Here is a 19,425-nt window from a genome sequence, read left to right on the forward strand (position 1 = left end):
CATTTTTTAAAAGTATAGTTATGTTGGAGGCAACAAGCTACAGTGTTACTATTAACATGTATGTAGGAAACGGCTACGTTCAAACAGGAAGCTTTTTCGTTGGACACGATAAAGAGGAAGCCTCCGAATTGTTTGCGCAACTCAATGGTAATAGTATAGCAATGAGTAGAACAGTATTGCGACTGGAGTTAATGGCAACTAATGAGCAAGGGCTGGATACTGTTTTAGACACACTTGGATGCACACTATGTGAGATGAGTGAAAATATAAAAGTTATCCTCAAAGAGACGTTCAGGATGCTGAATATGGTTTAGTATAATACTTTGCTCATTTCTTGTTATCCGCATTAGTTTTACTATTTTGGTCTCAAATTACAGATATGGACAGAAAGAGTTGTCTTCCCCCTCCAGGGTTTAATAATTAACACATCTTGTAACCTATGTTTTGGGCGATCCGGTTATCGTCATTTTAACTTCAGTGACAAGCCAGTTTATTTATTAATCTTTAATTTCTTGTTCTTAAGAACGGGCAGATGATCCTATATGAAAAAATCATATTTTGGCTTACACATTGCCGTAATTCTTGCTGGCTTTACCGGTATATTTGGCAAGCTCATATCACTCAACGAAGGGCTCTTAGTTTGGTATAGGGTATTTTTCTCTGCTATTATTTTATCGCTTGTTGTTAAACTATTCAGCGTAGCAACAAATATCAAATTCAAAGAGAAATTTGATATTGCGAAAATTGGGATGTTCATTACTGTGCATTGGGTGTTTTTCTATGCCAGCATCAAATACTCGAACATCTCGGTGGGGGTAGTCTGCTATTGTTTAACCAGCTTTTTCACTGCAATCTTTAGCCCACTGATAAACCGGCGCAGGCTTAATTTATCCGAATTATTGTTAAGTGCAATCACATTGCTGGGCATAGGTTTAATTTTCCATTTCGATTCGTCATATCAATTAGGTATAGCTCTGGGGGTAATATCTTCAGCTTTTGCGGCACTCTACACCGTATATAATGAGAGACTGGTTAGAGCATATGACAGTAGACTAATCAATTACTATCAAATGATAGGAGGAACAGTAGGTCTGGGCGTTTTACTTCCTGTATATCTTTATTTCTTTCCTGTAAAAAACATACTTCCAGGTCTGAAAGATACAGGATACCTGATTTTGTTATCTTCCTTTTGTACTGTAGTTCTTTACATTTTGTTTGCCGAATCTTTAAAACGCATATCCGCTTTTACAGTGAATCTGAGTTTTAATCTTGAACCTGTATATGCGATTATACTGGCTTTTATATTCTTTAATGAGAGTAAGGAATTGAATCTGTCGTTTTACGTTGGGTTACTTTTTGTGATGACTTCTGTCCTGTTACAGACACTGATTTCAGTTAGAAAATAAGATGTACATTTAACTGATTACTGCTAAATTAAAATAATATGGTTAAGTTGACTATTACTTTTATTTTATTAATTGTAAGCTTAAACTCTTTTGCTCAGTTTAACTACCCAACGCAGGACAGTGCCTATATTTTTTGGCAGCCTGGTATCACATTAACTTATAATGATTATAGAGGAGACACGGTTGGTGGAAAGTATACAGAATGGTACAAAAAAGTTGGCTTGCAGATGGAGGCTTACATTGGAATATGGTCAATCCTTGATATTCCCAAAAAAAAGAAAGACCGGGGACGGAAATTAGAAAAAGTATATATCGTACCTGCTTTTGACAAGACAGCATCTTTTGCTATTACAAATGATACAATGCAGATAGCGATACATCAGGTTTATTTTGATATTGCTGAGATCTGGGCCAGGTGGGCGAGACAACAATTGTCTATGTACCAGGATACAATGAAAGGATACGGGAGTTTGCTTCTAATGTATTCAACCGTTATAAAAGATACCAAAGCAGGGCGGCAGCAAATGAATAGCGTTTACGCCGAAGAGGTTATAATTAACAAAAAGGAGGGAGCCTTTGAGAAGTGGCGAAAATTTGTCAATGATCAATTAAATAAGACAACCTTATGGGCTACAAAACCGGAAGATTGTTACCGTTTTATAGTAAGAAAGGCGATAGACAAAGACTATAAGCAATCGCCGGTTGTTGTAGGGGTATCCCCTGACTGATATACTCATTAATAAAGAGAGCCTTGCTATTTATAGGGATGTTGTTGCTCGGATTAATATTTAATACCTGCACTGGAAGGTATTAAATATCGCTTGTATAATCATTAATCAACCATTTATTTCCAACCTTTTTCAAATTAAATACTATGGCAACAGTAAAATCCCCCTGGTTGTTGGTTGCAATAATTTTGGCTGTTTCAGCTGAAACCTTTTCTTCTTTAAAATGATAAACCTTTTTGTTGCTGAGGTATTTAGCTCTTTTAGACGGTGTCATACTGTCCGAAGCTTTTTTAATATTTTGTAATGATTTAAGGTTGTTGTCATTTAGAATAAGCAATTTTTTTGCCTTTACATAATCAAAGCTGTCAATAGCAGAAAGGTATTCCTTTACCACATTTACGGGACTTGTCTGAGCATCGCAATTTGTTACTAATAGTGTAAAACAAAATAAGATCAGATACTTCATGTCGATATTATTAATAGTTTCTGGCTATTTATTTTAGTTAAAGTATAGCCAGCAACTTGTGAAGGACATGAAATTACTTAAAATTTTATCTGCTTTTGTTGAATGTTTCTGGCAGGAATACAACTGTGTGGGTATCAACTATCCCCACCAATTTTCTCTGTCTAAACTTCTATACTGTATAGCCTCCGCAATATGCATAGGCTGTATATTTTCCCCGGCAGCTAAATCCGCAATCGTACGGCTTACTTTTAATATCCTGTCATATGCTCTGGCCGAGAGTTTCAGCTTATTCATGGCATTCCGCAGCAAGGTTTCTGAGGGAGTATCCAGTTTGCAATATATATTCATCAATTTTGTGCTCATCTGTGCATTGCAATGAATACCCGGGTGTCCGGCAAACCGTAGTATCTGTATGTCCCTTGCTGCAATGACTCTCTGACGGATAATCTCACTGGGTTCACCGGTGGTATGTTCGAGTAGGGAATTCACCGGTACGGGCGTCACTTCTATCTGCAAATCTATCCTGTCCATCAATGGTCCGGATACCTTGTTCAGGTAACGTTGTACCATGCCCGGAGGACAGGTGCATTCCTTTTCAGGATGGTTAAAATAACCGCAGGGGCAGGGGTTCATAGACGCTATCAGCATGAAGCCTGCGGGGAAGTCTACCGACATTTTAGCCCTTGAAATGGTGACTTTACGCTCTTCAATGGGCTGCCGCATTACTTCCAGTGCCTTACGCCTGAACTCCGGGAGTTCGTCTAAAAACAGCACACCATTGTGTGCCAGGGAAATCTCCCCTGGCTGGGGAATAGTTCCACCACCTACTAATGCAGTATCACTGATAGTATGATGTGGTGCACGGAACGGCCGCTGTGTAATTAAAGAAGCATGTATGGGTAATTTGCCGGCGACAGAATGGATTTTAGTTGTTTCCAGTGCTTCCTGCAAACTGAGAGGTGGGAGTATCGTACATAATCTTTGGGCCAGCATCGTCTTACCGGCTCCCGGAGGGCCTATTAGCAAAGCATTATGCCCACCCGCAGCAGAGATTTCCATCGCACGTTTAATGGTATATTGTCCTTTTACATCGTTGAAGTCTATATCAAAATGATGTTCTGTAGAGAAGAATTCTTCGCGTGTATTCACCTGTACGGGTTGTAAAGTACCCGGTTCCTGGAAAAATGTGATCACTTCGCGAAGATGAGTAACCCCATATACATTCAGGTTATTGACCATCGCAGCTTCACGGGCATTCTGGGCCGGTAATATCAGCCCTTTAAAGCCTTCCTGCCTGGCTTGAATAGCCATTGGTAAAGCACCCCGTACGGGCAGGATAGTCCCGTCAAGAGATAATTCACCCATAATAGTATAGTGCTGTAACTGTTCACCGTTAATCTGTCCTGAGGCAGCAATTAAACAAAGTGCGATGGGAAGATCGTAAGCAGAACCGGCTTTACGGATATCTGCCGGAGCCATGTTAACGACGGTCCTGAAGCGGGGGAAACGGTAACCTAAATTGGTAATAGCAGATTCTATACGCCGTTCACTTTCCTTAACGGCATTATCGGGTAACCCGACGATATAGAATTTAGTGCCTTTAGGTGCTACATTGATTTCAATGACAATGGAAATGGCTTCTACGCCCTGAACGGCGCTGCCAAAGGTTTTAACAATCATGGATGAAAAAAATTATATCCGCTAAGTTAATAAAAAAGCACAATGCTTATCAGATCTCTTCAAAAAGATCCAATAAGCATTGTGCTTATAAGTAGAAATTTATCTAATCTCTTTCAAAAGATCTAAAACTTTTTCTCTCTTCAGGATCAGATATCCAATCTTTTCTTTTGCAATACCATCTTTCAGTTGGTAAGTAAAATACAGATTATCATCTATCACTTCTGATTCAAAATATTTAAACCGGATATTAGGTGCCTTCTCTAATTCATCCGCAATTTCATACAGGTGTGTAGATAGAATAAAGAGGCAACTGGTACTCTGTAATAACCCGTTAATCACCGCCAGGGAACAGTTCCGGGCATCTTCCACATTAGTACCTTTGAACATTTCATCTATCAGCACCAGCCATTTCCTGTTATCAGATATCTTAACAATCGTATTCTTGATACGTTGTACCTCGTTATAAAAATAGCTCTCTCCTTTAAAGATATTATCTGTAACGGAGATATTACTGAAGATACCGTTAAAGAAACTGAGACGCATACTTTGAGCCGGTACGCCCATACCTATATGAGCAAGGAACACGGCAACACCCACCGCTTTAATAAAGGTAGTTTTACCCGCCATATTTGCACCTGTCAGGAATAGGAAATGAGATTGCGGTTTCAGTGCAATATCATAGGATACCGGTTTAGGCAGGATAATATGGTACAGTTTTTCTAATTCAACAAAAGGTTTAGGCTGATCATCAAAAACAGGGAACTGTAAATTGAAGTGCCGCACGGCTTTCGCCATCGAATAAAAGGCATCGAGCTTACGGTAGATGTCCAGTAATTCAGAAATTGTTTTACGGTGTTTTTTACGGATATAATGATCATAACGCAGGATTTGCACAAAGGAGATAGCACCCTGTTCATCTGCAGCAATGATGTCGTTGAATTCTTTCTGATATAAGAGATGATGTGCCCTGTCTAATAACTGCTTTAAGATCTTCGGTGTCTGATCTGTATTGAACCCGTGCACCAGTCCGCGGAAGCCTTTCAGCAGATGCAGTAATTGTGTAAAGGAAAACTGGATAAAGCCATAATCAGGGGCATACATGGTGCGTGTAAGTACAGCGCTCACCATTAAAGCAATGCCTTCAGGATTACTGATAGGTGCAATCTGTGCTTCCAGGTAATTCTCCATCACCACGATAGTGCCGTTGGTGATTTCCACCGGCCAGCTGTCTTCCTGTTTCAGGATATATTGCAAGGCCTGCTGCCTGTTCTGAATGGATGGAATATCCTTCAAAGGCGTACTATACAGTTGCCTTAAATAATCCCTCCCACCGGTGGTAGTGGTAAAGTCCAGCTTATGAAAAAGCGAAAACTCTTCCTCACGGTTAAAAATGGAGAGATCATAGTAGGTCGTTTTATCCAATTCCATGCACAGGTATATTTTATTTTTATATAGATGTGGAAAGCCGCAGTTTCCATAATTAGCGGTTGAACAGCAAACGCTGCCCTTTCACTGATTCATGGAAAGTACCATTCTCGTAGGCCAGGTGGCCATTTACAAAAGTGTGTGTAACCGCAGCGGGGAAGGTATGTTCTTCAAAAGGTGACCATCCGCATTTGTAGTACACGTTGCTTTTATCTACCATTGTAGCCTGTTGCAGATCTACAATCACACAATCGGCAAAGTAGCCCTCCCGGAGATATCCTCTGTCTTTGATCTGGAAACAGATAGCAGGAGCATGGCTCATTTTCTCTACTGTTTTTTCTATAGAGATATTGCCCAGCGCTACATGTTCCAGCATCATCAGCAGACTATGCTGCACCAAAGGAACACCGGATGGTGCCTGTAAATAAGGCTGCTGTTTTTCTTCCCAGGTATGCGGAGCATGGTCGGTCGCAATGATGTCCAGACGGTCATCGAGCAGTCCTTTCCAGAGGCCGTGTTTATTATGTTCTGCTTTGATGGCAGGATTACATTTTATGAGGTTGCCATAGCGTGCATAATCATCTGCGGTGAAGTAGAGGTGATGCACACATACTTCTGCGGTAATACGTTTCTCTGCTAAGGGCAGCATATTACTGAACAGTTGTAATTCTTTCTCTGTGGAGATATGCAGGATGTGCAGGCGGGAGTTATGTTTCTTGGCGAACTGTATAGCAACCAGGGATGATTCGAAACAGGCCTCCTCATTACGGATCAGCGGGTGATAGGCCACGGTAAGATTATCAGCTCCTACTTCCTGTTTGTATTTCTCCATGTTGGCTTTGATGATCTTCTCTTCTTCACAGTGGGTCGCGATGAGCAGCTCACTGCCGGAGAAAATGCGTTCCAGCGTAATGAAATTGTCTACCAGCATATTGCCGGTGGAAGATCCCATAAAGATCTTAACGCCACAGATGCGGTCTTTCTTTTCATTGGTCCTCAGCACTTCTTCTGTATTATCATTGGCCACACCCATAAAGAAGGAGTAGTTGGCTAATGAATGTTGGGAAGCGATGATATATTTATCTTCCAGTAATTGCTGGGTGAGGGCCGCAGGATTTGTATTAGGCATTTCCATAAAGCTGGTAGTACCACCGGCTACGGCTGCACGGGCTTCCGTATAGATGCTGGCTTTATGGGTAAGACCTGGTTCACGGAAATGTACCTGGTCGTCTATGACGCCTGGCAGCAGGTGTTTACCTTCCCCGTTAATTTCAGTGTATTGTTCTGTAATCTGTAGCTGAGGGGCTATCCTTTCAATGCGGTCGTTCCTGATGTATACGTCCTGCACCGTGGTTTGGCCTTCATTTACCACGGATATATTACGGATTAAGTAGTTCTGCATAGCCGCAAAGATAATAAACTGTCGTTTATACTATCCTTCCAGGTGTATAGAAAACACGAGCATGCGGGATTGCAGTTTATCGATGACATTAGAGTAGCGCAGATTGGGGTCTTTCACATGTACATTCCCCAAACCATTGCTGATTTTGAATTCAGGCGAGAAGATAAAGCTGGGGAAATAGAACTCGAAGCCAGCTCCCAGTTCATAGCCATAATCGCCTGCTCTGATCTTAACGAGTTCTTCCGCACGGCGGGCCCTGGCATTGGAAGCAAGGTCATAGTCGTACTTCAGACCGGCAATGGTGTATACACGCATGTTGCCGATACGGTCAGATTTGAACTTGATCTGTATAGGAAAACTGACGAGAATAGACTCAATGTTCTTGGTCGTTTCCCGGTATGGATAGTTCTCTTTGTAGAAGAGGTTTTTGGACGCAAATAGCAACTGAGGATTGACACGAAGGTCAAAAAACTCACTCAGGCGTACGTTGCCCAGCAGGCCCAGGTTAAACCCAAAGGTTTTTAATGGTTCTGCCACTACGATAGAATCCTGTTTCAGGAAGATATCGTCATGAAACAACTTAAAGTTGGAGTTATTCCCTGCGAGGGTAATACCAAAGTAATAGGGTTTGGCATCGTGTTCTTCCATATTCATCTGGTATTGTGCTTTCGCACCACCTGAATTCCATAGGATGATGAATAGTACTAGCGGGATGCGCAATAAATAGAGCTGATGCCGAATGTAAGTTTTTTGCATGTTACTGCTTGGAAACCGGTATTAGTTAAAATATTACACATTTCTTTACCCTGTGGGAATGCTTTTACTGATGCCGGCAGATAACTATATGCTGCTTCGCTTCGTGCAACCCATTTCCCTATCAGGGGTGTAATATAGCGAAAATACAAATTATATAATTGTTTAATAGGAAAAACAGTGGGATTGGAAAATTCCAGTATCACTAATTTACCTCCCGGCTTCAGTACACGTAACATTTCTGACAGTCCTTTTTCCAGGTGTTCAAAGTTCCTCACGCCAAACGCCACCGTTATGGCATCAAACGTCTGGTCGGGAAAACTTATTGTTTCGCTGTCGCCCAATTCAAGGGTTATTTTATCGGACAGGCCCAGCTTATTGATCTTTTCGCGGCCATGGGAGAGCATCCCTTCGGAGATGTCTATACCCGTAACACTATTGGGTTGCAACATTTTATGAGCCATAATGGCAAAATCCCCGGTCCCGGTTGCCACATCCAGCATCTTTTTTGGCTGCAGATCTTTTAATTTTCTCAATGCTTTTTTACGCCACTGGATATCTATCCCCATGGACATAAAGTGGTTCAAAAAGTCGTAGCGGTAAGCAATGTCATTGAACATTTCCGCTATTTGTTCCTTCTTGCTTAAATTTGACGTAGCAAATGGCACTATCTTCTTATCTGACATAGCCCGCAAAGTTAGGGTGTAAATATGATAATGTGAGGGGGATAAGAAGTACTTTTGTATTTTAAAACATTCTGCGGCCTCCGGGGCGCGAACTATAAGCAAGAATATGATTATTAAATCAGCAGAATATCTTATCAGCAATGTGGAATATGACAAGTGCCCGCCGGCAACCCTGCCGGAATATGCCTTTATAGGGCGTTCCAACGTGGGAAAATCGTCCCTGATAAATATGCTGACCAACCACGAGAAACTGGCAAAAACATCCGGTACACCGGGTAAAACCCAGTTAATCAATCACTTTATTATCAATAAGGACTGGTATATTGTCGATCTGCCCGGTTACGGCTTTGCCAAAGTAAGCCAGGCGCAACGGAAGAAATGGGAGAAGATGATAGAAGATTATCTGCGTAAACGGGAGAACCTCGTAAATGTATTTGTACTGATAGACAGCCGTCATACGCCTCAGCAGTTAGACCTTGACTTTGTTAACCAGCTGGGTGAATGGCGCGTACCATTCAGCCTGGTATTTACCAAGGCTGATAAGAGTACACAGCTGAATGTGAGCCGTAATGTAAAAGCCTTCCTCAATAAGCTAAAGGAAACATGGGAATTCCTGCCGGCAAACTACGTTACCAGCACTGAAAAGAAAATGGGAAGGGATAAGATCCTGACATTCATTGATGAAATGAATATGCAGTTCAGGGCGATAGCCTAATAACGGGTATATACTTCTCCAAACATGTCTGCGCCATCCATCTGTTGCATGAAGAGTGTATCATGGCTGATAGCAATGGAATAATTGATGGTCTGCTGATGATCTTTTATCCTGATACAGGGTTGGTTATTGTGCATTACAACGGTGTATGGAAGTGATGAAACCATGGTATCATGCTCATATTTCCATTCTATAACTTTATCAAATTTTGTAATCGAAAGCCGTCCCGGAGTTAGTTTAGAACCCCTGCCGGTAAATCCTCCTGTATAGTATTCCAGTTTCCAGCTACCCTTTAATTTATCGCGCAGCGTTTTTAAACTTTCCTTTTTACATTGAGAAGCTGAGCAGAGTAAGAATAGCAATACAGTACAGATACGGATATACATGAAGCAGATTTGCCTTTAAAACGGGCGTCACCTTTTTAATGTTACAATTTTACCCTGAGATATATTTGAACCACTAGAACTGCAAAAACGGGAAAGTTAAGGGGGATAGATTCCTATGGATGTGCGAAGCACGTCCAAAAAAGGGGGGGTAATAGTAAGGTTAACAGCCTTTTAGTTCACCATCTTATCTGCACAGCAGCTGCTGGCAAATGCATCCGGTTTGGCTTTAAAGGCGAATCCCATACCCAGTATATAACCCATTGCTTCGCGTAAGGCCAGGTTACTTTTAAACTGGGGATTGGTGTTAATGTCTGCATGTACTTCCATGTCTACATCGTAGTCGGTGAACATGTCACAGAGTTCGTAAGCGATCTCAATGCTTTTGGCCACTTCAATGAGCATACGCTCTTTAATGGAATACACATCTTTGGTTTTTTCATTGTGAATGAACATGAAACCTCCATGTCCCTCGCGCAGAAAAACGATCACCGTAGCAAATTCCGTGTCAGCACCTTTTACCTGTGAGTCTGTGCCAATACATACTTTCAGGTGAAAGCCCTTACCGGTTTCCCGGATAATGGCCTCCCGCACTTCTTCCTTAATGGGCAAATGAATTGGTTCGCCGTTGAATCTTCTCCATTTCATCATTGTATATATGATTAGAGTGAATAGGCTTCGCAGTTACATTAATGCCAGTCTTGTAGTAATGCCGGTCTTATGAATCTGGTATATCCGAATATACAAAATATTCAGATAACTAGTATTGTCCGGTGCTCAGCATCACCAGCGTACATGCTTCCACGGGTTCTATCCCTTTACTCTCAGCCTGTTTTGCCAGTTCATCATTCTCCGTACCGGGGTTGAAGATGATTCTTTTGGGATGCAGCTGGAAGATATAATCGTAGTATTCCTTTTGTAATCCGGGATTCATATACAGCGTTACCGTATCTACATTTCCGGGAAGAGGATGATCTTTTGTGATGGGGATATCGCCTATTTGTCCGTCTCTTTTGCCGATAGCCAGTACGGGATGTCCCTTCGCTACCAACCGGTTTACTGCCAGGTAACTATACCTGCCCGGGTTAGGAGAGGCGCCCAGTACTACCGTAAGTTTCTTATCGCTCATAATCTTTGTTTTAAATTAAGCGGGGCCGACAAGTGCCGGCCCCGCATCCTTCAATCTTAAAACACAAACATTAAACCAGAATGGCTAAAGAAGCTGATACCGCCTCCTTGGCAGTTGGGATATTAATTCAGAACTTTCAATAAACACTGAAATACATAAACAAAAAAAAGCTACTTGAATAGCTTTAGCAGAGTAGAATAAAACCAGCTTTCTTCTGATTTAATGAAGGTGCTGATCGTTTTATCCGTCTGATGAGCGAATTTGTTGATGTTATGGATGGAATCTTTAAACGCTTTGACATGTTTGTCTTTGGTATCGCCTTCTACTTCCTGTAACTGGTTGAGTGTTTTGATGATAGGGTCCAGTTCCCTGCGTTTCCTTTCACGGGCAATATCGGTGGCTACTTTCCAGATATCTTTTTCTGCACTGAAGTATTCTTTCCTTTCGCCGGGAATCAGCACTCTTTCTACCAGTCCCCAGTTAATCAGTTCCCGTACGTTCATATTGGTATTACCGCGGGAGATGTTGAGTTCCGCCATAATATCCTCTGCACTTAAAGGATCTGGCATAATCATCAGCAACGCGTGGATCTGGGCCATTGTGCGGTTAATACCCCACTGGGCACCCAGGGAACCCCAGGTTTGGATAAATTGTGCCTTTGCCTCTGTTAACTTCATAACACAAAGATATATATAGTTACTGAACTTTCAAAAGTATTTGAAAGTATGCTTAATGCATAGAGTGGAGGGCAACCCTGTTGTTATCTATATCATAGATGATAGCGAAGTAGCCAAGGTCCTGCTCTTCGGATACGAGGCGTTTACCCAGTTCTATTTTACCGCCTGCTTCTTCTACACGGTTTAGTACGGAGATAAGATCATTACCGGCGTGCAGGTAGATCAATGCACCGCGCTGGCTGGGGAGGTATTCTGCTCCCTGTACGATAGCGCCGCCTGCGCCGCCATTCTGATGATCATAAAGGAAGAAGCCCATTCGTTTGTAACCAGTGTTACTTTCAGGCATTTCATAGTCGAAAATTTGGCTGTAGAATTTCCTTGCCCTGTCAAAATCATGTACAGGGATTTCGAACCAGTTTAATGCATTCTTAGGAATTTCCATATGTGGTATCATTGTTATGGGGCTACCTAAATTTAAATAATTATATGGCAAATCCCAAATACTCAGTTTGCAATAATATCCTAAAAACAAAACAGGCATTCCGTTCAAAACGAAATGCCTGTTATTATAATAATTAGATAGTTTAAAGGTTATACCAGCATCGTTACCGGGTTCTCCAGGTAGCCTTTCAGTGTAGCCAGGAAGCGTGCGCCTACTGCTCCATCCACGCTACGGTGGTCACAGCTGAGGGTTAACTTCATGATGTTCACTGCTTTGAACTGGCCCTTTTCAGAGATGACAGTTTCCTTGATATTACCTACCGCCAGAATTGCAGAATCCGGAGGATTGATAATAGCGGTGAATTCGTCGATACCTAACATTCCCAGGTTGGAAACGGTAAAGGTATTACCGGAGAAATCCTGTGGTTGCAGTTTCTTGTTCTTCGCTTTGTCGTACAGGTCTTTTGCTTCACCAGCAATCTGGCTAAGTGTTTTCTGATCTGCGAAACGAACGACCGGAACGATCAGGCCTTCTTCGATAGCCACAGCGGAACCGATGTGAATATGATGGTTCTGACGGATGAAATCACCATACCAGCTGCTGTTTACAGCAGGGTGTTGACGCAGTGCCAAAGCAGATGCTTTGATCACCATATCATTGAAGGAGATTTTAACCGGAGAGATTTCATTGATTGATTTACGGGCCTCCATGGCTTTATCCATGTTCACATCTATTTTCAGGTAGAAGTGAGGCGCCGAGAATTTGCTTTCGCTGAGGCGTTTGGCAATTACCTTACGCATCTGTGTCAGCGGAATATCGGTAAAGCCTTCCTGACCTGCAGGTACGAATGCTGCCGCTTTCGCTGCCGGCGCTCCGGCGGCCTTCGCAGGCTGCTGTGCAGGCGCTGCTGCCGGTACATAATTGTCAATGTCTTTCTTAATGATCCTGCCGCTGTCGCCGGAACCGGTTACCTGTTTGATATCGATCCCTTTCTCTTCTGCCAGTTTCTTGGCAAGCGGAGAGGCTTTGATACGGCCGTTATCTGAAGTAGATGTCTCAGGAGTAGCTGTCGGAGCCGCGGATGCTACCGGAGTAGCCTGCTTTTCTTCTGCTTTCGCTGCCGGTGCTGCAGGTTTACCTTCAGCAGCCAGTATAGCATCTACATTTGTTCCTTTTTTACCTACGATGGCGATGATACCATTTACTTTAGCGGCCTCACCTTCTTTCACACCTACATACAGTAATTCACCTTCTGCATAACCGATCACTTCCATAGTTGCCTTATCGGTTTCTACTTCTGCCAGTACATCGTCACTCTTCACAGTATCACCCACTTTCTTGTTCCAGGCAATGATCTTACCTTCTGTCATCGTATCACTCAGCAGTGGCATACGGATAACAGTAGCGTTTTTCAGCGCTTCCGCTGCTGCGCCGTTATCTGCAACGGGGGCAGCAACAGCTGCAGCAGGCTTAGCTTCTTCCTTTGCAGGAGCAGCAGCAGCAGCTGCCGGTGCATTATTATTACCGCCTTCCAGCAAAGACTTATAGTCCTCACCTGGCTTACCTACAATAGCTATAATTCCATTTACTTTAGCAGCCTTACCTTTCTCCACACCGATATATAAAAGTGTACCCTCAACATATCCAATTACTTCCATGGTGGCCTTATCAGTTTCCACCTCAGCAATTACATCGTCTGCTTTTACGGTATCTCCTACCTTTTTATGCCATTCCGCGATCACCCCTTCAGTCATTGTGTCACTCAAAAGGGGCATTCTGATAACTTCTGCCATAGTCTTTTTCCAAATTTTGCTCAAACCTACAAAAGAAAAGCGAATTGTAAAAGTCGGATTGCGGAAGATATACTTCCGGTATCCTTATTAAAAATCAAGTTCAAGATTAAGTCTGTCCTTCAGCTCTTTTATCAGCGGGTAGCTTTCCGTCATTTTTTGGAACTGCTCCCTGCTGGAAAGTGGGGCAGGGCCTATATCCACGGCCTGCTGTGTCTCATCCAGCAGCAAGGTCAGCACAATGCCCAGGTTATGGAATTTGTCTTTGAAAAAGGCTGAAATGGCCAGCTTTTCTTCTTCCATAAAACGGAACTGCACAATATTACGGCTGGTAATCGCTATTTCTTCAGGAGCGGGCAGTGTAATAGCTGCTAACTGAAGATTACTTACGACTGTCATTTTGTTAGCCTGCCGGAAGCGGTCGATGAACTCTTCCCAGTAAACGTGTAAAGCGCCCAATGTGATAGGGATCGCTTGTTTTACCGGACCTGTCTGTTGTTTTGCTGCCAGGGCCTCCTTCATGGCGGCGAGGCCGGTCATCTTAGGCTGTGGGGTAGCGGGCTTCGAAGTGGCGGTGGTAGTAGCTGCCGGTATTGTGCCATTCGCCACCAGCGCTTCCTTCATAGAAGTAAGCCCGCCGGTTTTGGGCTGGGCTACCGGCACCGTCTTTACCGGTTCCGGTGTTTCTATCGTCAGCCTTGCTTCACTGGCTGCAATAGACGCCGTAGTAGCTGGCTGCCCGGCACTTCCTTTAGCCAAAGTGGCAAAAGGCGCTCTTAAACGCTGGGGCGCCGCGCCATCAGCTACTAATTTTTTTTTTACTACCTCACCGGTCTGTTCATCACTCACTAAGTTTACCGCCTGTTGGAGGTAACACAGTTTTATCAGCGCCATCTCCACATGCAGCCGTTTATTCCGCGCCATGCGGTAGTTGATCTCTGTTTCGTTCAGCAGGTGCAGGGCGGTGATCAGGTAAGAAGGACTCACCTTGCCGGACATCTGCCGGTAGCGGTCTTTCAGGTTACCCGATACTTCTACCAGGTGCATCACCTTTTCTTCTTTGCACATCAGCAGGTTACGCAGGAATTCTGCCCAGCCGTTCAGGAAATTATCTCCTTCAAATCCTTTTTGCAGAATTTCGTCAAAGATCAGCAGGGCAGTAGCTACATCCTGTACCATCACGGCTTCCATTACTTTAAAGAAGTAATCATAGTCCAGGATGTTCAGGTGTTCCAGCGTATTGGAATAAGTCAGATGCCCGCCTGTAAAGCTGACGATCTTATCCAGTGTACTCAGGGAGTCGCGCATACAGCCGTCCGTTTTCTGGGCTACCAGGTGCAGGGCGTCTGTTTCGGCTTCAATATTTTCTTTCTGGCAGATCTCCAGCAGGTGATCTACCGTATCCTGAATAGTAATGCGTTTAAAATCAAAGATCTGGCAACGACTGAGGATCGTTGGTAAGATCTTATGTTTTTCTGTTGTTGCCAGGATAAAAATGGCGTAAGGAGGTGGCTCCTCCAGCGTTTTCAGGAACGCGTTAAAAGCGGAGGAACTGAGCATGTGTACCTCATCTATAATATAGATTTTGTACTTGCCTGCCTGCGGAGCAAAACGTACCTGCTCCACCAGGGTGCGGATATCATCTACAGAGTTGTTAGACGCCGCATCCAGCTCGTGAATATTAAAAGAACTGCCTTCATTGAATGATGTACAGGAATGACACTGGTTACAGGCTTCCCCATCAGGCTGAAGGTTCTCACAGTTAATGGTTTTGGCCAATATACGCGCACAGGTAGTTTTACCTACCCCTCTCGGACCGCAAAACAAAAAGGCATGTGCCAGCTGGTTATTACGGATAGCATTCTTGAGCGTGGTGGTAATATGTGCTTGTCCTACTACGGTAGAAAAATTCTGTGGGCGGTATTTACGGGCAGAAACTATAAAATTCTCCATATGTCATCTTCATTCGCAAGGCCGAAAGTACAGAAAATTGTCCATAGGCGATAGCGCAAAACAAGGATCGGCTACTATGGCGAGGTTGGCAGCATCATCTCCAGTAACTCCTTTTTCATTAGCAGTACACTGTTGTTAAAATGTTCCAGTACTCCGGAAACGATGGCATGTATATTCTGTATTTCTACATTTACCGGTTCATTTTCCAGCAGATAAACATAATCGTAAGATAAAAAGTGACTGATCTGTTCATCTAATGCAGGCTCCCAGTATGCAGCAATAAGATTATCGTTAAAATATTGAGCCAGAAAATCCCGCAATTCCCTGCTGGCGGCTCTTAGCTGATCAAAATAGGGAAGCGACCTTTTAACACTGATACCACCGGAACCAAAAATAAAAGTAATGCTCTCCATGATCTTTACCGCAATATTACTTAGCCAGGTTGCCTGGTTTTCATATAGATGTACTAAATGATACTGTTCCAGCAGCCGGGGGGCCTGATCATTACCATTTATGATCGCCAGGGTATAGTGATAACCAAAAGCTAACTGATCGTTTTTCCTCAGCCATTCACCGTCTACCTCAATGGCCTTCTGTAAACCAGGTAGTTGTGCCCGGGCTTGTGATACAGGATACTGTATTCCCCGGAATTCGAAAAATTTCACTTTGATATTCCCGTCTGCTATTGTCTGCAGGGTTTCTGCATCCTGCCGGTTCATAAAGTAACGACGTATACGCAGGCTGTTTTCAGGATTATACAATACATAAAATGAGAGATTTTCCATTACGTCATCTGGCAGTCTTGCCGGATGACTGATAGTTGGAAAAGGCCTGTTATCATAGTATTCATGAAAATTCCGGGGGAGTGCAAAGACCACCTGCTTTGTTTCCATGTCTGAAATGAAATCGTCTGCAGTGTATAAATCGCAAAGCCCGGAGTCCGGTACTTCCAGCTCATAAATAAGGGCAGACATGGCTTCCTGTAGTTGTTCCGCGTTATTGAACAGCGTCCAGGCACTGCCGTGGACCGTCTGAGAGGGAATGTCTGCTGCCAGGTACCGGCGTTCCCTCTCTTCCCGGGTAGGGTGAGTGGCCCACTGGTCGCCTAACTTTACCTGGCTGGTTAAGATCGTCTTAAAGTACTCGTCCGTAATCACCGGCAACTGATCTTCATCCAATGGTACATTGTTCCGGATAGCATAATGACGTATCATGGCCAGATGTGCTTCATAGATATTGAAGAACTTCAGCTGATCTTCAGCCAGTTCAGGTAGTTGCTGCAAACAGTTCTCAAAACAGAAAATGCTCATTTCCATTCTGCGCATGGTGGATATCGCGGTTTGTGTACCGCATACAGACAATGCCACAGCATCTGCATGAAATTCCATTTCCCTGCGCAGCTTCATGTACTGGCGGTTCAGCAGGGTATACATTTTACGCAGCAGGTACTGGATACCATTGGCCAGATACATCGTTACCCTGGCAAAAAAGATATTTAACACGCCGAAGCCCGACCAGCGCATGATGGCGGTATTCCAGCTGTCGTTCTCGTATAATATATTATGGACGACTTTGTTGAGAGAATATATATAACTGCCTATGGCCGTGCTACGCTGGGTAAAATGACCGAATTCATGTGCCAGTGCCATTTTAAACTCGCTGATATTCAAACTGTTTGCCAGTCCCATCCCTATTTCCAGGTTTTTACCGGAAGGCCAGAACATGCTCAAAAAACTGGAATTATAGAAAACACCGGCATTTACATCCGGTATCAGGAATACCCGTTTAGGAAACCTGGTTTTTGTTTCAATCGCCAGCTCATGGATGAATGCGAATAATCCGGGATGTTCTTCTGCAAAGATTTCCATCCGGTAAGGGTTGGCCGGTTTTTGCCTGCGGAACAGGAATTTTACCAGGAATACCACCAGCATTATACCCAGTACCATCATGGCAATACCTACCGGTATAGCGATATGACGGGTATAATCAGGTACGCGGACGATCATCAGTATGCCTCCTGCAATACATCCCGCAGCCAGTATAACTGCAAGGGATAGCAATACACAGTAGGACACAAAGAATAAAAATATACCCACCACCATTTTAATCATCTGCATTCTTAAAAAAGTGGTCTTTTGCATATAGGACTCCTCTGCTGGGTTGGCACCGGCAGGAAACACGTTGGACATAGTTATTATCTGGTTTGCATCGAACAGAAACAAAAAGAGGTTAAATATAATTCTATTTTAGCAGGGATGTACCCTTTTGTTATGGTTCTCCGGACAATAACAAAAGGGTAAAAAGTTTTCTTTCTCATCAGTTTTATATAATTTAGTTGTAGTTATCATTTTGATAATCAACAAACTTTATCAATCATCCACCAGCTTTAGGCGCGTTTGTTATTCTTAATAAGAAGCACTAATGTTTTTTTAACTTCAAATGCTCGCAATGTTTCAGTTGATTGTTATTAAAATAATCACATTAATGTTAACCCAGGTGCAGTTGGCTGTAGCTATTGTCGTACTATGTCTGTTATCGTTCCTGGTACTGGCATTACTGCGTATCGGCAAGATGAAGAAAATATTGCAGCAGAAAGATGAGATCATCGCTCAGCAACTACAATCCCGGGTAGACATTCTTACCAATATCAACCAGGAAATACGTACACCACTGAATGCGATCGTTGGATTCACGGAACAATTGTCGCACAGCTCTCTGGAAAAAGATCAGCGGGAACTACTCAAAACCGTTGAAAATGCAGGGAGTATGCTGCTGAAAATGGTGAATAACGTGCAGGACCTCAGTAAGTTGGAGAAGAACGAACTTCAGCTGGAACAACAGCCCTTTTCTCTCTATCAGACTTTTACTGAAATTACAACTATACTGCGGGTACAGGCCTCCCGTAAGCAACTACAGCTGAACGCCATCTATGAAGGCAACCGGCAGATACAGATAACAGGCGATAACGCCCGGCTGAAACAGATCCTGATCAACCTGGGAGATAATGCTATCCGCTATACAGATAGTGGCATCGTTACCCTGAAAATGCAGGTAGATAAGACGCCGGATGAAAAGGCGGTTGTCAGCATCGTGGTGAACGATACCGGTAGAGGCATTCCTGCAACAACACTTCCTTTTATATTCGAACATTTTTCCCGTAGACGGGTACCTTATGTCGCTGCCGTCAATGGGGCCGGACTGGGGCTGGCCATTACCAAAGGCCTGCTGGACCTGCATAACGGAAATATCAATATCAGCAGCATTGAAGGCTCCGGTAGTACCGTATCCTGTAACATTCATTACAGGGTGGTCCCCGCAAGGCAAACGATACTGATCACGCAGCGAGAGGTAGAAGAGATGACCGGCAACTTTATGGAAGGCCGGTATGTACTGGTGGCAGACGACCAGGAAATGAACCTGATACTGATAGAAAAGATACTCTCCCGCTGGAAATGCCGCTTTGATAAGGCCATTGACGGTAAAGTAGCCTATGACCTGTTTTGTGCAAACAAATATGATATGGTGCTGCTGGATTTGCAGATGCCCCGTATGAGCGGTATTGAAGTAGTGAAAAGGATCAGGGCTGATAAAGATTCCCTGAAAGCGAATGTTCCCGTACTGGCTTTAACAGCAGATACCACCCTGCCGGATAATGATGCCTTCCTGGAAGTAGGCTTTGATGATTACCTGCTAAAACCTTTCAGGGAAAGAGATATTTATAATGTGATCATCCGGCATCTGCCTTATAATAATGAACAGGTGATAGAACCTGTAAAGAAATAAAATCCGG

Annotated in this window: 19 protein-coding genes; 5 read left to right on the plus strand and 14 right to left on the minus strand. The window is 43.3% G+C overall.

Annotated features, from left to right (window positions below):
- Nucleotides 1–20 precede the first annotated feature (20 nt).
- The 3 genes from GO495_RS01020 to GO495_RS01030 all read left to right on the plus strand — a co-directional run bounded on the left by GO495_RS01020 (nucleotide 21) and on the right by GO495_RS01030 (nucleotide 2,134).
- Nucleotides 21–314 carry a hypothetical protein gene (locus tag GO495_RS01020; protein ID WP_157297852.1) on the plus strand — a complete coding sequence of 98 codons (294 nt, stop codon included), beginning with the start codon at nucleotides 21–23 and terminating at the stop codon, nucleotides 312–314.
- Between the two features lie 228 nt (nucleotides 315–542).
- Entirely contained in the window at nucleotides 543–1,406 is an 864-nt protein-coding gene (locus GO495_RS01025; protein ID WP_157297853.1) for a DMT family transporter, read from the plus strand.
- Between the two features lie 38 nt (nucleotides 1,407–1,444).
- A complete protein-coding gene (locus GO495_RS01030; protein WP_157297854.1) occupies nucleotides 1,445–2,134 on the plus strand; it encodes a hypothetical protein in 690 nt (229 codons plus the stop codon).
- Between the two features lie 82 nt (nucleotides 2,135–2,216).
- Here the strand turns inward: GO495_RS01030 and GO495_RS01035 are convergent, their stop codons facing one another.
- The 6 genes from GO495_RS01035 to ubiE all read right to left on the minus strand — a co-directional run bounded on the left by GO495_RS01035 (nucleotide 2,217) and on the right by ubiE (nucleotide 8,546).
- Entirely contained in the window at nucleotides 2,217–2,600 is a 384-nt protein-coding gene (locus GO495_RS01035; RefSeq protein WP_157297855.1) for a hypothetical protein, read from the minus strand.
- Between the two features lie 138 nt (nucleotides 2,601–2,738).
- On the minus strand, nucleotides 2,739–4,280 hold the full coding sequence (locus tag GO495_RS01040; protein ID WP_157297856.1) for a YifB family Mg chelatase-like AAA ATPase: 1,542 nt from the start codon (nucleotides 4,278–4,280) through the stop codon (nucleotides 2,739–2,741).
- A 99-nt stretch (nucleotides 4,281–4,379) separates the two neighbouring features.
- Entirely contained in the window at nucleotides 4,380–5,708 is a 1,329-nt protein-coding gene (locus GO495_RS01045; protein ID WP_157297857.1) for a MutS-related protein, read from the minus strand.
- 52 nt (nucleotides 5,709–5,760) lie between these two features.
- Entirely contained in the window at nucleotides 5,761–7,107 is a 1,347-nt protein-coding gene (locus GO495_RS01050; protein ID WP_157297858.1) for a dihydroorotase, read from the minus strand.
- 30 nt (nucleotides 7,108–7,137) lie between these two features.
- On the minus strand, nucleotides 7,138–7,863 hold the full coding sequence (gene porT, locus GO495_RS01055; RefSeq protein ID WP_157297859.1) for a type IX secretion/gliding motility protein PorT/SprT: 726 nt from the start codon (nucleotides 7,861–7,863) through the stop codon (nucleotides 7,138–7,140).
- Nucleotides 7,812–8,546 (minus strand): bifunctional demethylmenaquinone methyltransferase/2-methoxy-6-polyprenyl-1,4-benzoquinol methylase UbiE, encoded by a 735-nt coding sequence (gene ubiE, locus GO495_RS01060; protein ID WP_157297860.1) that lies wholly within the window; start codon nucleotides 8,544–8,546, stop codon nucleotides 7,812–7,814. Before ubiE ends, porT begins: the two co-directional genes overlap by 52 nt.
- Nucleotides 8,547–8,652: 106 nt before the next feature.
- Here ubiE and yihA point away from each other — a divergent pair, with 106 nt between their 5' ends.
- Nucleotides 8,653–9,261 carry a ribosome biogenesis GTP-binding protein YihA/YsxC gene (yihA, locus tag GO495_RS01065; protein WP_157297861.1) on the plus strand — a complete coding sequence of 203 codons (609 nt, stop codon included), beginning with the start codon at nucleotides 8,653–8,655 and terminating at the stop codon, nucleotides 9,259–9,261.
- On the opposite strand, the gene GO495_RS01070 is transcribed toward yihA, so the two are convergent.
- The 8 genes from GO495_RS01070 to GO495_RS01105 all read right to left on the minus strand — a co-directional run bounded on the left by GO495_RS01070 (nucleotide 9,258) and on the right by GO495_RS01105 (nucleotide 17,824).
- A complete protein-coding gene (locus tag GO495_RS01070; RefSeq protein WP_157297862.1) occupies nucleotides 9,258–9,647 on the minus strand; it encodes a hypothetical protein in 390 nt (129 codons plus the stop codon). The genes yihA and GO495_RS01070 overlap by 4 nt on opposite strands.
- A gap of 171 nt (nucleotides 9,648–9,818) precedes the next feature.
- Nucleotides 9,819–10,292, minus strand: a complete 474-nt coding sequence (locus tag GO495_RS01075; RefSeq protein WP_089783572.1) for a ribonuclease H-like YkuK family protein — start codon at nucleotides 10,290–10,292, stop codon at nucleotides 9,819–9,821.
- A gap of 112 nt (nucleotides 10,293–10,404) precedes the next feature.
- A complete protein-coding gene (locus GO495_RS01080; RefSeq protein WP_157297863.1) occupies nucleotides 10,405–10,773 on the minus strand; it encodes a CoA-binding protein in 369 nt (122 codons plus the stop codon).
- Between the two features lie 170 nt (nucleotides 10,774–10,943).
- The gene (locus tag GO495_RS01085) at nucleotides 10,944–11,450 is read right to left on the minus strand and encodes a GbsR/MarR family transcriptional regulator (RefSeq protein ID WP_157297864.1); all 507 of its coding nucleotides are present in this window, start codon (nucleotides 11,448–11,450) and stop codon (nucleotides 10,944–10,946) included.
- A 52-nt stretch (nucleotides 11,451–11,502) separates the two neighbouring features.
- A complete protein-coding gene (locus GO495_RS01090) occupies nucleotides 11,503–11,892 on the minus strand; it encodes a VOC family protein (RefSeq protein WP_205691187.1) in 390 nt (129 codons plus the stop codon).
- A 149-nt stretch (nucleotides 11,893–12,041) separates the two neighbouring features.
- A complete protein-coding gene (locus GO495_RS01095; RefSeq protein ID WP_157297866.1) occupies nucleotides 12,042–13,685 on the minus strand; it encodes a pyruvate dehydrogenase complex dihydrolipoamide acetyltransferase in 1,644 nt (547 codons plus the stop codon).
- 87 nt (nucleotides 13,686–13,772) lie between these two features.
- Nucleotides 13,773–15,635: a DNA polymerase III subunit gamma/tau gene (locus tag GO495_RS01100; RefSeq protein ID WP_157297867.1), complete on the minus strand. Its 1,863-nt coding sequence runs from the start codon at nucleotides 15,633–15,635 to the stop codon at nucleotides 13,773–13,775.
- A gap of 74 nt (nucleotides 15,636–15,709) precedes the next feature.
- Nucleotides 15,710–17,824 carry a M48 family metallopeptidase gene (locus GO495_RS01105; protein ID WP_157297868.1) on the minus strand — a complete coding sequence of 705 codons (2,115 nt, stop codon included), beginning with the start codon at nucleotides 17,822–17,824 and terminating at the stop codon, nucleotides 15,710–15,712.
- A gap of 295 nt (nucleotides 17,825–18,119) precedes the next feature.
- Here GO495_RS01105 and GO495_RS01110 point away from each other — a divergent pair, with 295 nt between their 5' ends.
- Entirely contained in the window at nucleotides 18,120–19,418 is a 1,299-nt protein-coding gene (locus GO495_RS01110) for a hybrid sensor histidine kinase/response regulator (RefSeq protein WP_170302611.1), read from the plus strand.
- Nucleotides 19,419–19,425: the final 7 nt, after the last annotated feature.

The organism is Chitinophaga oryziterrae, assembly GCF_009758125.1.
In the GTDB taxonomy this organism is placed as follows: domain Bacteria; phylum Bacteroidota; class Bacteroidia; order Chitinophagales; family Chitinophagaceae; genus Chitinophaga; species Chitinophaga oryziterrae.

Coding starts and splice junctions, on each gene's coding strand:
- GO495_RS01085 (WP_157297864.1), bottom strand. CDS start 11,450: ATGAAGTTAACAGAGGCAAAGGCACAATTTATCCAAACCTGGGGTTCC.
- ubiE (WP_157297860.1), bottom strand. CDS start 8,546: ATGTCAGATAAGAAGATAGTGCCATTTGCTACGTCAAATTTAAGCAAG.
- GO495_RS01100 (WP_157297867.1), bottom strand. CDS start 15,635: ATGGAGAATTTTATAGTTTCTGCCCGTAAATACCGCCCACAGAATTTT.
- GO495_RS01105 (WP_157297868.1), bottom strand. CDS start 17,824: ATGTCCAACGTGTTTCCTGCCGGTGCCAACCCAGCAGAGGAGTCCTAT.
- GO495_RS01050 (WP_157297858.1), bottom strand. CDS start 7,107: ATGCAGAACTACTTAATCCGTAATATATCCGTGGTAAATGAAGGCCAA.
- GO495_RS01025 (WP_157297853.1), top strand. CDS start 543: ATGAAAAAATCATATTTTGGCTTACACATTGCCGTAATTCTTGCTGGC.
- GO495_RS01075 (WP_089783572.1), bottom strand. CDS start 10,292: ATGAAATGGAGAAGATTCAACGGCGAACCAATTCATTTGCCCATTAAG.
- GO495_RS01110 (WP_170302611.1), top strand. CDS start 18,120: ATGTTAACCCAGGTGCAGTTGGCTGTAGCTATTGTCGTACTATGTCTG.
- GO495_RS01035 (WP_157297855.1), bottom strand. CDS start 2,600: ATGAAGTATCTGATCTTATTTTGTTTTACACTATTAGTAACAAATTGC.
- yihA (WP_157297861.1), top strand. CDS start 8,653: ATGATTATTAAATCAGCAGAATATCTTATCAGCAATGTGGAATATGAC.
- GO495_RS01040 (WP_157297856.1), bottom strand. CDS start 4,280: ATGATTGTTAAAACCTTTGGCAGCGCCGTTCAGGGCGTAGAAGCCATT.
- GO495_RS01020 (WP_157297852.1), top strand. CDS start 21: ATGTTGGAGGCAACAAGCTACAGTGTTACTATTAACATGTATGTAGGA.
- GO495_RS01090 (WP_205691187.1), bottom strand. CDS start 11,892: ATGGAAATTCCTAAGAATGCATTAAACTGGTTCGAAATCCCTGTACAT.
- porT (WP_157297859.1), bottom strand. CDS start 7,863: ATGCAAAAAACTTACATTCGGCATCAGCTCTATTTATTGCGCATCCCG.
- GO495_RS01070 (WP_157297862.1), bottom strand. CDS start 9,647: ATGTATATCCGTATCTGTACTGTATTGCTATTCTTACTCTGCTCAGCT.
- GO495_RS01045 (WP_157297857.1), bottom strand. CDS start 5,708: ATGGAATTGGATAAAACGACCTACTATGATCTCTCCATTTTTAACCGT.
- GO495_RS01080 (WP_157297863.1), bottom strand. CDS start 10,773: ATGAGCGATAAGAAACTTACGGTAGTACTGGGCGCCTCTCCTAACCCG.
- GO495_RS01095 (WP_157297866.1), bottom strand. CDS start 13,685: ATGGCAGAAGTTATCAGAATGCCCCTTTTGAGTGACACAATGACTGAA.
- GO495_RS01030 (WP_157297854.1), top strand. CDS start 1,445: ATGGTTAAGTTGACTATTACTTTTATTTTATTAATTGTAAGCTTAAAC.